At 59.8% G+C, this 12511-nt stretch carries 10 protein-coding genes; 7 read left to right on the forward strand and 3 right to left on the reverse strand.

Annotated elements, in window-relative coordinates; all coding sequences use genetic code 11:
• Position 1: 1 nt before the first annotated feature.
• Positions 2 to 1201, reverse strand: a complete 1200-nt coding sequence (gene rhmD / locus GSR16_RS14290) for an L-rhamnonate dehydratase (RefSeq protein ID WP_159878505.1) — start codon at positions 1199 to 1201, stop codon at positions 2 to 4.
• A 351-nt stretch (positions 1202 to 1552) separates the two neighbouring features.
• Here rhmD and GSR16_RS14295 point away from each other — a divergent pair, with 351 nt between their 5' ends.
• Positions 1553 to 2446, forward strand: a complete 894-nt coding sequence (locus tag GSR16_RS14295) for a LysR family transcriptional regulator (protein ID WP_276608579.1) — start codon at positions 1553 to 1555, stop codon at positions 2444 to 2446.
• 102 nt (positions 2447 to 2548) lie between these two features.
• On the opposite strand, the gene GSR16_RS14300 is transcribed toward GSR16_RS14295, so the two are convergent.
• Both GSR16_RS14300 and GSR16_RS14305 read right to left on the reverse strand, forming a co-directional pair.
• On the reverse strand, positions 2549 to 3220 hold the full coding sequence (locus GSR16_RS14300) for a UPF0149 family protein (protein WP_159878509.1): 672 nt from the start codon (positions 3218 to 3220) through the stop codon (positions 2549 to 2551).
• 95 nt (positions 3221 to 3315) lie between these two features.
• Positions 3316 to 5004, reverse strand: a complete 1689-nt coding sequence (locus GSR16_RS14305; protein WP_159878511.1) for an AMP-binding protein — start codon at positions 5002 to 5004, stop codon at positions 3316 to 3318.
• Positions 5005 to 5200: 196 nt separating this feature from the next.
• On the opposite strand from GSR16_RS14305, the gene GSR16_RS14310 reads away from it, so the two are divergent.
• The 6 genes from GSR16_RS14310 to GSR16_RS14335 all read left to right on the forward strand — a co-directional run bounded on the left by GSR16_RS14310 (position 5201) and on the right by GSR16_RS14335 (position 12477).
• Positions 5201 to 5605 carry a MerR family transcriptional regulator gene (locus GSR16_RS14310; protein ID WP_159878513.1) on the forward strand — a complete coding sequence of 135 codons (405 nt, stop codon included), beginning with the start codon at positions 5201 to 5203 and terminating at the stop codon, positions 5603 to 5605.
• A 139-nt stretch (positions 5606 to 5744) separates the two neighbouring features.
• Entirely contained in the window at positions 5745 to 6914 is a 1170-nt protein-coding gene (locus tag GSR16_RS14315) for an isovaleryl-CoA dehydrogenase (protein ID WP_159878515.1), read from the forward strand.
• 146 nt (positions 6915 to 7060) lie between these two features.
• Positions 7061 to 8659, forward strand: a complete 1599-nt coding sequence (locus tag GSR16_RS14320) for a carboxyl transferase domain-containing protein (RefSeq protein WP_159878517.1) — start codon at positions 7061 to 7063, stop codon at positions 8657 to 8659.
• A 9-nt stretch (positions 8660 to 8668) separates the two neighbouring features.
• Positions 8669 to 9466 carry an enoyl-CoA hydratase/isomerase family protein gene (locus GSR16_RS14325; RefSeq protein WP_159878519.1) on the forward strand — a complete coding sequence of 266 codons (798 nt, stop codon included), beginning with the start codon at positions 8669 to 8671 and terminating at the stop codon, positions 9464 to 9466.
• A 179-nt stretch (positions 9467 to 9645) separates the two neighbouring features.
• A complete protein-coding gene (locus tag GSR16_RS14330) occupies positions 9646 to 11565 on the forward strand; it encodes an acetyl/propionyl/methylcrotonyl-CoA carboxylase subunit alpha (protein WP_276608556.1) in 1920 nt (639 codons plus the stop codon).
• An 18-nt stretch (positions 11566 to 11583) separates the two neighbouring features.
• Entirely contained in the window at positions 11584 to 12477 is an 894-nt protein-coding gene (locus tag GSR16_RS14335; RefSeq protein ID WP_159878523.1) for a hydroxymethylglutaryl-CoA lyase, read from the forward strand.
• The last annotated feature ends 34 nt before the right edge of the window (positions 12478 to 12511 follow it).

Here is a 12511-nt window from a genome sequence, read left to right on the forward strand (position 1 = left end):
TTCAGCCTCCCGGAGTGTGCAGGTAGGGGCGATGCAAGGCGCAGGCGGGATTAAGCTCCACGCCGAAACCGGGACGGTCCAGCCGCGATACCGGCATGCGACCGTTTTCCGGCACCGGCTCGTGCAATAACTGCGGACTGAACATCGGCACCACCTGATCGGCCTGCGGTGCCATCATCAGGAATTCGGCAAACGGGCTGTTATGACGGGTGGCGACAAAGTGATAGCTGTACACGCTGGAGCCATGCGGAATCACCAGCGCCTGATGCGTATCGGCCAGTGCCGAGATTTTCAGCAGCTCGGTAATGCCGCCACACCAGCCGACATCGGGCTGGATGATGTCGCAGCAGCCCATTTCCAGCAGCATGCGAAAACCCCAGCGCGTGGCCTCGTGTTCGCCGGTGGTACATAACATGCCGGCCGGCAGTTGCTGCCGTAAGGCGGCATAGCCCCAGTAGTCGTCCGGCGGCAGTGCTTCTTCTATCCACTTCAGGCCATATTGTTGTGCCGCCTGTGCCAGACGGATGGCGTAGTTCAGATCCAGGCTCATCCAGCAGTCGACCATCAGCCAAAAGTCCGGGCCTACCCGCTCGCGCATGCTGGCCAGCAAGGCCAGGTTTTTTTGCAGGCCGTCCTCCCCCTCCGCCGGCCCGTGGTGCAGCGGCATTTTCCCGCCAATGAATCCCATTTCACGCGCGAGGTCTGGCCGCGCGCCGGTGGCATAAAACTGCAGCTCGTCCCGCACTGCGCCACCCAGCAACTGGTACACCGGCTCCTGCCTCACCTTGCCCAGCAAATCCCACAAGGCCAGATCCACCCCGGAGATGGCGTTGAGCACCAGGCCCTTGCGTCCATAAAACAGGGTGCCGTGGTACATCTGGTCCCAGATGCGCTCGATATCGCAAACCCGGGCCCCTTCCACGAAACGGGCCAGATGGCGCTCGACGATAAAAGCTGCCGGCTCACCGCCGGTGGTCACGGCAAAGCCAATGTTGCCGGCGCTGTCCTCAACTTCCACCACCAGCGTGCCCAGTACATTGATGCCAAAGCTGCGTCGGCTCTGCCGGTAGGCCGGGTATTTGGACATGGGCGTGGCAATGTGATCGTCAATCCAATGGCCATCGGCCTGATCGTGATAATCCGCACCACCACCACGCAGGGTAAAAGCACGGACGTGTTTGATGACTGGCATTTGCTTCATGGTGGACTGCTCCGACGTTGAATATCCGAATCCAAACTGATCAGAAAAAACCAATATCCGGGATGAATTTACTGGAATGAATTGAGAAATTAATCACAGCCAATAATAAAAATCGACATAAGAATATTCACCCCCTTCAATAAGGAATCATCTTGATTTTCTTTGGTAAATATCAGGCCATTGATGGTACTCAGAAGATAAGCGGCAGCAGCAAAACTACGACATACTCGCAGAACCATCCAATTACATTTAATTAACTGGCGATACCTTCTGCTTATGGATAAAACTGCCATGCTGCCAGCAACACAGCACCGTCATTTACTGCAACGCCTGCGTTACAAGCATTTGCAAATGTTGGTGTTATTGGGGGATAACCAGAATATGAAACGGACGGCGGAAGGCATGCATATGTCGCAACCAGCTGCCAGCCGCATGCTGCAGGAAATCGAGGATATGTTTGACTGCCAGCTGTTTGACCGCCTGCCACATGGCATGCGCCCCACGGCACTGGGCGTGGTGTTGGTCAAATTCGCCACCCGCAGCCTGCACCACCTGGAAGGCTGCATGGAGACGCTGGCCCTGCAGAAGAAAGAAGGCTTTGGCTATCTGTCAGTAGGCACCATCATGGGTGCGGCACCCGAGCGGATCATGGCGGCGATTGCACGTTTGAAACAGGAAAGGCCTCGCCTGTGCATTCGCGTGATGGGAGACACCAGCGACGAAGTGGTCCGCCTGCTGGAACAAGGACGCATCGACCTGGCCATTGCCCGGCGCAGCCCGAAAACTGAAGATGCAGCTTTTAATTTTTGGCCATTGGGCAATGAAATATTGCGACTGGTGGTGGCTAAACACCATGTGTTATTGCAACAGCAACATATCGAATTGCCGGTATTACTACGAGACTGGCCATGGATATTACAAGCGCCCAGCAGCCCGGCACGCATGGCATTGGAGCAATATCTGCTGCAAACCGCACTGCCCTTGCCCGGCAATATCATCGAGAGCAATTCGGTTTACTCCATGCTGCAACTGATTCAACACACCAATGCGGTGATGCTGTTAGCGGAATCCGCCATGACAGACTATCTGGACATGGGTATCGTGCAAATCTTGCCAATCCAGGTAAGCATACCGTTGCCTCCTTTTGGCATCCTGACGCACAAGCATGAGCCGCTTAGCGAAGAACAACAGGTTTTTATTTCCTACCTGCATCAGTCATCAGCAATTTCCACACAAAAAAGGTAGAAAGACGGCCAGAAAAGTCCGCATGAATGGCAGGAAAAGAAAAAGCCTCCGTATGGAGGCTTTCAGGTATGACATTCACCAGCCCGCAGGCTGGCAGAAAACTCAGTTGCTACCGCAGCAGGCCTTGTACTTCTTGCCGCTGCCGCAGGGGCAAGGGTCGTTGCGGCCCACCTTGTCGCCTTCACGGCGTACGGTGGCCGGGGCCTGCGCCTTGGCACGCCAGTAGTTGAATACGGAAATCAGCGCCTCGGGCAGCTGTTCCTTGCAGTCGTCTTTTTCTTCGTCGGTAAAGGTGACCAGGTCTTCGCCGTCTTCTTCCTCGAACATGCCGCCCAGCACCAGAATCGGCATCAGCAGGTCTTCGAAGCCTTCGTCGTCAGCTGCTTCAAACCAGTCGGTATCCACCACGTCCAGCGCGTACAAATAGGCATTGCACCACGGCCAGTAGTCGGCTTCGTCGTCATCGGCGTCTTCATCGGCGTAGAGGATGAGGTCCAGCGCACGGCCATCGGCCAACACGTGGGCGGTGACATCAAACAGCTTCTGCAGCAGGGCTTCCAGCTCGGCCTGTTCTTCGGCATTTTCAAAAGCCGGGGCATCGCCCAGCACTTCGGCCATCCACATATTGCGGTCGGCAGCATCCGGCCCGCTGGCCAGCGCGGCAAAGAAGCCTTGTACTTCGTCCGGGCGCATGGTGCTGCCACTGATCGACAGGGGCGTCAGCAACTGTTCCAGCCGGGCCAGATCGGCGTCATTGAATACGATATCAGTCATGGTGCACTCCTGAAGTCAGATTGAATGGGCGCATTGTAGCGAAAAAAGCCCCGGCTCGCCGGGGCCTGTGCATACAAAGTTTGATCCATCTGCGTTTACGCGGTCTGACTGTCGTTCAGCCCCAGTTTTTCCTTCATTTGCTGGCGCATGACAAACTTCTGGATCTTGCCGGTAATGGTCATGGGAAAGCTGTCGACAAACTCGATATAGCGCGGAATCTTGTAATGAGCGATCTGGCCCTGGCAAAAGGCGCGCATGTCGTCGATGCTAGCGCTTTCACCATCGCGCAGCTTGATCCAGGCGCACAACTCCTCGCCAAAGCGGTCGTCCGGTACGCCGATCACCTGCACTTCCTGGATCTTGGGATGGCGGTAAAAAAACTCCTCCACCTCACGCGGGTAGATGTTTTCGCCACCACGTATCACCATGTCCTTCACCCGGCCCACGATATTCACATAGCCCTCGGCATCCATTACCGCCAGATCGCCACTGTGCATCCAGCCCGACTGGTCGATGGAGTCGGCGGTTTTCTGCGGGTCGTCCCAGTAGCCCAGCATCACCGAATAGCCACGGGTCAACAGCTCGCCGGTTTCACCATGCGCCACGATGTGGCCATCGTTATCGACAATCTTGACTTCCACATGCGGATGCACCTGCCCCACGGTGGACACGCGCTTGTCCAGCGGTGTGTCGGCACTGCTCTGGAAGCTGAGTGGGCTGGTTTCGGTCATGCCGTAGCCAATGGTGACCTGCGCCATGTGCATCAGGGTGGTGACGCGTTTCATCACCTCGATGGGACACGGACTGCCGGCCATCACCCCGGTGCGCAGGCTGGACAGATCAAACTGGCTGAACTGCGGATGGTCAAGCAGGCCGATGAACATGGTGGGCACACCATGCAGGGCGGTACAGCGCTCTTCCTGTACGGTATGCAGCACACTTAGCACATCGAAACTTTCCGCCGGAAACACCATGCATGCCCCATGCGTGAGGCAGGTAAGCGTGCCCAGCACCATGCCGAAACAGTGGTACAGCGGCACCGGAATACACAGCCGGTCCGCTGAGGTAAAGCGCATCGCCTGCCCGGTGAAAAAGGCATTGTTGAGGATGTTGTGATGCGACAGCGTGGCCCCCTTGGGGCTGCCGGTGGTGCCGGAGGTGAACTGGATATTGATGGCATCGTCAAACTGCAGGCTGTCCCCCAGTTGCTGCAAGGCGGCGCGCTCGGCTGGAGTCGGTTCGGTCAGCAGTTCGGCAAAGCCCAGCATGCCCGGCGTGGCCTGCGCCCCCATGCGGATCACCCACTCCAGCTTGGGCATGCGCGCCGCCTTGAGTTGGCCGGGCTGGCTGCTGGCCAGTTCCGGCAACAGGTCTTGCAGCATCTCGATGTAATTGCTGCTCTTGAAGCTGGGCGACGCAATCAGTGCCCGGCAACCTACCTTGTTGATGGCATATTCCAGTTCGGAACGACGATACGCCGGGTTGATGTTGACCAGCACCAGTCCGGCCTTGGCGGTGGCAAACTGGGTCAGCACCCATTCGGCATTGTTCTGCGACCAGATGCCGATGCGATCGCCCGGCTTGAGGCCCAGGCGGATCAGGCCGCAAGCCAGCCGGTCCACCTGCTGCTGCAGTTCGGCATAGCGCCAGCGCACATCCTGATGGCGTACCACCAGTGCTTGCTGATCGGCATATTGCCGGCAGGCGGCATCAAACATCTGGCCGATGGTTTTGCCAATCAGCGGCTGCTGGCTGGCACCGTGAACATAGCTGGCGTGCTGCATCGTGAGTCTCCTAGGTTTGGTCTCTTTATCCGGAATGCGTCGCTTCCCTTGGCGACGGCAGCCACGCTGCATGGCGCGGCCCATTTTTCTGGCATTAATCCCACAAGTTTACGATTACGTAAACGTAATACGTCTATCATGATGAGAAGCCGTGGGAAAAACGCTACAATCCGTATAAATACTGAAAGCAGATACCATGACAGAACAGGAAGTCTTCACCATTTCGGATCTGGCACGTGATTTTGACGTCACACTGCGCACCATCCGCTTTTACGAGGAACAAGGGCTGATCGAGCCGCAACGCGATGGCCGCCAGCGCGTATTCACCCGCCGCGACCGTGCCCGCCTGCGGCTTATCCTGCGTGGCAAGCGTATTGGCCTGTCCTTGTCGGAAATACGCGAAATCATTGATCTGTATGATCTGGCCCGCGACGAAGCCAGCCAGTCGCTCAAGCTGCTGCATTTACTGGTGGCGCGACGCGAGCAGCTGGAAGAACAACGGCGTGACATCGACGTGGTGCTGGCGGAAATCGATGCGCTGGAAAAACACTGCCGCGGCGTGATAGACCAGATGACCACCAAGGCCGACACCCCCGCCTGAATACCTGCCCTCGTGCAGGTTTTTTTACCACATTATATTGACGCTTACGTAAACGTAATTCAATATTCAAACCAGTAACGCGACCATCACAATAGCCTGTCAGGCACAGCCGCCACGACCGGCACCGAGGAGAAACACCATGTACAGCAGCCTGCGTTTTGACCACGGCGACACTTACGACATGTTGCGCCAGAGCGTGAAGGATTTTGCCGACGCCGAAATCGCCCCGCGCGCCGCCGATATCGACCGTGACAACCTCTTTCCGGCCGATCTGTGGCGCAAACTGGGCGACATGGGCTTGCTGGGCATCACCGCCGAAGAAGAATACGGTGGCGCCAATATGGGCTACCTGGCCCACATGATCGTGATGGAAGAAATCAGCCGCGCCTCGGCTTCTGTCGCCCTGTCCTACGGCGCGCACTCCAATCTGTGCGTCAACCAGATCCGCAAGAACGGCTCCGCCGAACAGAAAGCCCGCTACCTGCCCAAGCTGATTTCCGGCGAACACGTGGGCGCGCTGGCCATGTCGGAGCCCAATGCCGGTTCCGATGTAGTCAGCATGAAGCTGCGCGCCGACAAAAAGGGCGACCGTTATGTACTGAACGGCAGCAAGATTTGGATTACCAATGGCGGCGATGCCGACACCCTGGTGGTGTATGCCAAGACCGATGTCAACGCCGGACCCAAGGGCATCACGGCCTTCATCGTGGAAAAGGGCTTTGCCGGTTTCTCGCATGGCAGCAAGCTGGACAAGCTGGGCATGCGCGGCTCCAACACCTACCCGCTGTTCTTCGACAACTGTGAAATCCCAGCCGAAAACGTGCTGGGCGGCGAAGGCAACGGCGTGAAAGTGCTGATGAGCGGGCTGGACTACGAACGCGCCGTGCTGTCGGCAGGCCCGCTGGGCATCATGCAGGCTTGCATGGATATCGTCGTCCCCTATCTGAATGACCGCAAACAGTTTGGTCAGGCTATCGGCGACTTCCAGCTGATGCAGGGCAAGCTGGCCGACATGTACGTCAAGCTGTCCGCCAGCCGTGCTTATGTCTATGCCGTGGGCCAGGCGCTGGACCGTGGCGATACCGGCCGCCAGACGCGCAAGGATGCTGCCGGGGCCATCCTGTATGCCGCCGAAAACGCCACCCAGATGGCGCTGGACGCCATCCAGTGCCTGGGCGGCAATGGCTATATTAATGAATACGCCACAGGCCGCCTGCTGCGTGATGCCAAGCTGTATGAAATCGGCGCGGGCACCAGTGAAATCCGCCGCTGGCTGATAGGCCGCGAACTGATGGCGGAAACACGCTGAACATCGGGAGTAGAGAGTGGGGAGTCGGGAGTAAAACCGTTCACTCGCCCACACCCTACTGACCACTAATACCGGGAGTAGAGAGTCGGGAGTGGGGAGTTCCCCACCCATCACCTGCTACTCCCTACTCCCCACTCCCTAAAATCATGCCAGTCATCGAATCCAAACTCTCCCCCCGCGCGCCGGACTTCCAGGCTAATACCGACAAGATGCGTGCGCTGGTGGATGACTTGAAACAGAAAGTCGCCCAGGCGGCGCTGGGCGGCGGCGACAAAGCCCGTGACAAACACACCGCCCGTGGCAAGCTGTTGCCGCGCGAGCGCATCAACCTGCTGCTGGACCCCGGAGCACCCTTTCTGGAACTGTCCCAGCTGGCTGCCTTTGGCATGTATAACGATGATGCCCCCGGGGCCAGCCTGATCAGCGGCATCGGCCGTATTGCCGGGGTGGACTGCCTGATCATCGCCAACGATGCCACGGTCAAGGGTGGTACTTATTACCCGATGACGGTGAAAAAGCATCTGCGCGCGCAGGAAATCGCCAAGGAAAACCGCTTGCCCTGCGTCTATCTGGTGGATTCCGGCGGAGCCTTTTTGCCACTGCAGGACGAAGTGTTTCCGGACAAGGAACACTTTGGCCGCATCTTCTACAACCAGGCCCAATTATCTGCCGCCGGCATTCCGCAAATTGCCGTGGTGATGGGTAGCTGCACCGCTGGCGGCGCTTATGTACCGGCCATGTCGGACGAAACCGTCATCGTGCGGGAACAAGGCACCATCTTTCTGGGTGGCCCGCCGCTGGTAAAGGCCGCTACCGGCGAAGTCGTCACCGCAGAAGAACTGGGCGGTGGCGATGTACACGCCCGCATCTCCGGTGTGGCCGACCATCTGGCCCAGAACGACGCCCACGCGCTGGGCATTGCCCGCCGCATCGTGGCCGACCTCAACTGGCACAAACAAGGCGTGCTGGACCGCATCGAAGCAAAACCGCCACGCCATGCCGCCGAGGAAATCTACGGCGTGATTCCGGCTGACCCGAAAAAGCCGTTTGATGTGCGCGAAATCATCGCCCGACTGGTGGACGATTCCGACTTTGACGAATTCAAGCAGAACTACGGCACTACGCTGGTAACCGGTTTTGCCCGGCTCAATGGCTGGCGCGTAGGCATCATCGCCAATAACGGCATCCTGTTTTCCGAGTCGGCCCTCAAGGGAGCGCACTTTGTCGAACTGTGCTGCCAGCGTGGCATTCCGCTGATTTTCCTGCAGAACATCACCGGCTTCATGGTGGGCAAGAAGTATGAAAACGGCGGCATTGCCAAGGATGGTGCCAAGCTGGTCACCGCGGTGGCCTGCGCCAGCGTGCCCAAGTTCACCGTACTGATTGGCGGCAGTTTCGGGGCCGGCAACTACGGCATGTGTGGCCGCGCTTACAGCCCGCGCATGCTGTGGATGTGGCCTAACAGCCGCATTTCGGTGATGGGCGGCGAACAGGCCGCCGGGGTGCTGGCGCAGGTCAAGAAAGAACAACTGGGCGAGGCCTTCACCGCCGAGCAGGAAGAAGCGCTGAAAGCACCGGTACGCGAGCAATACGAACGCCAGGGCCACCCTTATTACGCCAGCGCGCGGCTGTGGGACGACGGCATCATCGACCCGGCCCAGACCCGCGATGTACTGAGCCTGGCACTGGAAGCCTCCCTGTCCGCCCCCATCGACAAAACACGCTTTGGCGTGTTCCGCATGTAAGGAAGCGCCATGAGCCAGTATCAGACTCTCGATATCCACCACAGCGGCAGCACCGCCACCGTCTGGATGAATCGCCCGGAACTGCACAATGCGCTGAACGAAACGCTGATTGCCGAGCTGACCGCCGCCTTCAAGGCACTGCAACTGGATGACAGCGTGCGTGTCATCGTGCTGGCCGGTCACGGCAAAAGCTTTTCCGCCGGGGCCGACCTGGACTGGATGCGCCGCGCCGCCGGCTACAGCGAGTCAGAAAACCTGGCCGATGCCCAGCGCCTGGCCGCCATGCTCAAGGCCATTTACCGCAGCCAGAAACCGGTGATCGCCCGCATCCACGGCCCGGCCATTGCCGGTGGCACCGGCCTGGCTACCGTATGTGACATTGCCATTGCCACCGAAGCCGCCCGCTTTGGCCTGACCGAAGTGCGGCTGGGCCTGATTCCGGCCACCATCGGCCCTTATGTGACCGATGCCATCGGCTGGCGGCAGGCGCGGCGCTACTTCCTGTCGGCCGAGCGCATTGACGCCACCACCGCCGCCCGTATCGGGCTGGTGCATGAAGTTGTCGCCGCCGACATGCTGGACCAGCGCATCGCCGACATCGCCAGCGAACTGGCCAAAGGTGCACCACGCGCACTGGGTGCCGCCAAAGACCTGCTGGCCGAACTGCATGAAGGCTCGCCGTGGGATGACGACCTGCTGGCCGACACCGCCAGCCGTATTGCCAGCACCCGCAGCGGACAGGAAGCCCGCGAAGGGCTGGCCGCCTTCTTCGACAAACGCCCGCCCGCCTGGCAACAAGAACAATAAGGACGCAGCCATGTTCAAGAAAATACTTATTGCGCATAGAGGCGACCAGCAGCCGCAAGGCTGCGCAGCTGCGCAGCAACATCGCCTGACGGCGCACCTGCGCCGTAGCGATTTCGCCGCGGGAGACTGCCATGTTTAAGAAAATCCTCATTGCGAATAGAGGCGAAATAACCTGTAGGGTGATCAAGACCGCGCGCCAGCTGGGCATTGCCACTGTTGCCGTTTATTCCGATGCCGATGCCAATGCCCGCTTTGTCAGACTGGCTGATGAAGCCTGGCGGCTAGGCCCGGCTCCGGCGGCGGAATCCTATCTCAAGGCAGAGTTGATTCTGGACATTGCCCGCCGGAGCGGTGCCGAGGCCATCCACCCCGGTTATGGCTTTTTGTCGGAAAACGCTGATTTTGCCGCCGCCTGCGCTGCCGCTGGCATCGCCTTCATCGGCCCGCCAGCCAGCGCCATTGCCGCCATGGGCAGTAAATCTGCCGCCAAGGCACTGATGGAGCAAGCAGCCGTACCGCTAGTGCCCGGCTATCACGGCGAGCGCCAGGAGCCGGATTTCCTGCACCAGCAGGCCGACCGTATCGGCTATCCGGTACTGATCAAGGCCAGCGCCGGCGGCGGTGGCAAGGGCATGCGCATTGTCGAACGCAGCGAGGATTTCACCGCGGCGCTGGCCTCCTGCCAGCGCGAAGCGGCCGCCAGCTTTGGTGACGACAAGGTGCTGGTGGAAAAGTATCTGCCGCGTTCGCGCCATGTGGAAATCCAGGTGTTTGCCGACAGCCTGGGAGGCTGTGTCTACCTGTTCGAGCGTGACTGCTCGGTACAGCGCCGCCATCAGAAAGTACTGGAAGAAGCCCCGGCGCCGGATTTGCCGGTCAGCACCCGGCAGGCCATGGGCGAAGCCGCCTGCGCCGCTGCGCGTGCGGTGGGCTATGTCGGGGCGGGAACGGTGGAATTCATCATGGCGGTGCAGGACGATGGCCGGCCCGGCGAGTTTTACTTCATGGAGATGAACACCCGCCTGCAGGTAGAGCACCCGGTGACCGAGATGATCACCCGGCAAGACCTGGTGGCCTGGCAGTTGCAAGTGGCCGCCGGTCAGCCGCTGCCGCTGCGGCAGGACGAACTGAAGATTCACGGTCACGCCATCGAGGCGCGTATTTATGCAGAAGACCCGGACAAGGGCTTCCTGCCGGCCACCGGTCAGCTGATTCACCTGGCTACCCCCGCAGAAAGCACTCAGGTACGCATTGATACCGGAGTGGAACAAGGTGACAGCATCAGCCCGTTTTACGACCCGATGATTGCCAAGCTGATTGTCTGGGGTGAAAACCGGGCTGCCGCCTTGCAACAGCTGGACGCGGCACTAGCGCAGTATCAGGTGGCCGGTGTCACCACCAATATCGCTTTCCTGCGCCGCATTGTGCAGCACCACAGCTTTGCCAGTGGTGCAGTAGATACCGGGCTCATCGCCCGCTATCAGGACACCTTGCTGCCACCAGCCGCCCCGGCCAGTGGCGAGCAGCTGGCCGTGCTGGCGCTGGCCCAGACGCTGGGCGCGCAGACGGACTACCCGGTACGCGCGGGCTGGCGATTGAATGGTCAGCTGGAAACTGTCCTGCAATTCATGCACGGCGATACCCTGCACACCATCAGCCTGCGCCATCTGGACCACGGTTTTGCCGTGACGGTGGCAGGACAGACATATCAGGCCGCGGCACGGCTGCAACAGGGTGAATGGCATGTCACGCTGAACGGACAACAACTACGTGCCACGGTCGTCAGCCAGCGGCAGCAGCGGGTGTTGTTCCTGCAAGGCGAACGGCTGGAAGTGAGCTGGGTGGACCCCTACGCAGCCAGCGCGGAAGAAGTACATGGCGCCACCCACCTGAAAGCGCCGATGCCCGGCCGGGTGGTGGCCTTGCTAGCCAGTAGCGGGCAGCAGGTGAGCAAGGGGGAGCCCCTGTTGATTCTGGAAGCGATGAAAATGGAACACACCATCCACGCACCGGCCGACGGCGTGGTGCAGGCCTTCTATTTCGCCGCTGGCGAACAAGTGTGCGATGGCGACGAGTTGCTCGACTTCGACGCCGCCTGATCCGGAGGACAACACGATATGCCAACCGTGAAAATCGTCGAAGTCGGCCCGCGTGACGGGCTGCAAAACGAAAAACAGCAGGTGGATACCGCCAGCAAGCTGGAACTGATCCGCCGCCTGGCTGCCAGCGGCCTCACCACCATCGAGGCCGGCGCTTTTGTCTCGCCCAAGTGGGTGCCGCAGATGGCCGACAGCTTGCAAGTATTGCAGGCACTGGACTTGTCCGGCGCGGTGAATTATCCGGTACTGGTACCCAACGACAAGGGCATGGAACAGGCACTGGCGGCTGGCGTACGTGAAATCGCAGTGTTTGGTGCCGCCAGTGAAAGCTTCAGCCAGAAAAACATCAATGCCAGCATTGCCGAAAGCCTGGCCCGCTTTGACAGCGTGGTGGCTACTGCCCGGCGCGAGGGCATCCGCGTGCGCGGCTATGTGTCCTGCGTGGTGGATTGCCCCTATGAAGGGCCGATTGCCCCGGCCAAGGTGGCAGAAGTGGCGGCCCGCCTGCTGGACATGGGCTGCTACGAGATTTCACTGGGCGATACCATTGGCACTGCCACCCCCAACCGGGTGCTGGACATGCTGGGTGCCGTCAGCAGGCTGGTGCCAATGGAGAAACTGGCTGGCCATTTCCACGATACCTACGGCATGGCCATCGGCAATATCCATGCATCTTTTCAGGCAGGCATCCGCACCTTCGACTCATCCATTGCCGGCTTAGGCGGCTGCCCGTATGCTCGTGGGGCCTCCGGCAATGTAGCTACGGAAGATGTGGTGTACCTGATGCAGGGTCTGGGGGTGGACTGCAGTATCAACCTGCCCGCCCTGGTAGAAACCGCCTGGTTTGCCGCCGGTCTGCTGGGCCGCCAGCCCGGCTCCAAGGTGGCGCAGGCGCTGGCCGCAGCACGCTGAAGCCGCCCGTCCCACGCCAGGCAATGCCGCGCGG

The organism is Aquitalea denitrificans (genome assembly GCF_009856625.1).
Lineage (GTDB): Bacteria > Pseudomonadota > Gammaproteobacteria > Burkholderiales > Chromobacteriaceae > Aquitalea > Aquitalea denitrificans.

Bases quoted from the DNA above. Each gene is read 5' to 3' on its own strand.
- GSR16_RS14325 (WP_159878519.1), top strand. From the start codon at position 8,669: ATGAGCCAGTATCAGACTCTCGATATCCACCACAGCGGCAGCACCGCC.
- GSR16_RS14320 (WP_159878517.1), top strand. From the start codon at position 7,061: ATGCCAGTCATCGAATCCAAACTCTCCCCCCGCGCGCCGGACTTCCAG.
- GSR16_RS14315 (WP_159878515.1), top strand. From the start codon at position 5,745: ATGTACAGCAGCCTGCGTTTTGACCACGGCGACACTTACGACATGTTG.
- rhmD (WP_159878505.1), bottom strand. From the start codon at position 1,201: ATGAAGCAAATGCCAGTCATCAAACACGTCCGTGCTTTTACCCTGCGT.
- GSR16_RS14310 (WP_159878513.1), top strand. From the start codon at position 5,201: ATGACAGAACAGGAAGTCTTCACCATTTCGGATCTGGCACGTGATTTT.
- GSR16_RS14300 (WP_159878509.1), bottom strand. From the start codon at position 3,220: ATGACTGATATCGTATTCAATGACGCCGATCTGGCCCGGCTGGAACAG.
- GSR16_RS14335 (WP_159878523.1), top strand. From the start codon at position 11,584: ATGCCAACCGTGAAAATCGTCGAAGTCGGCCCGCGTGACGGGCTGCAA.
- GSR16_RS14305 (WP_159878511.1), bottom strand. From the start codon at position 5,004: ATGCAGCACGCCAGCTATGTTCACGGTGCCAGCCAGCAGCCGCTGATT.
- GSR16_RS14295 (WP_276608579.1), top strand. From the start codon at position 1,553: ATGTTGGTGTTATTGGGGGATAACCAGAATATGAAACGGACGGCGGAA.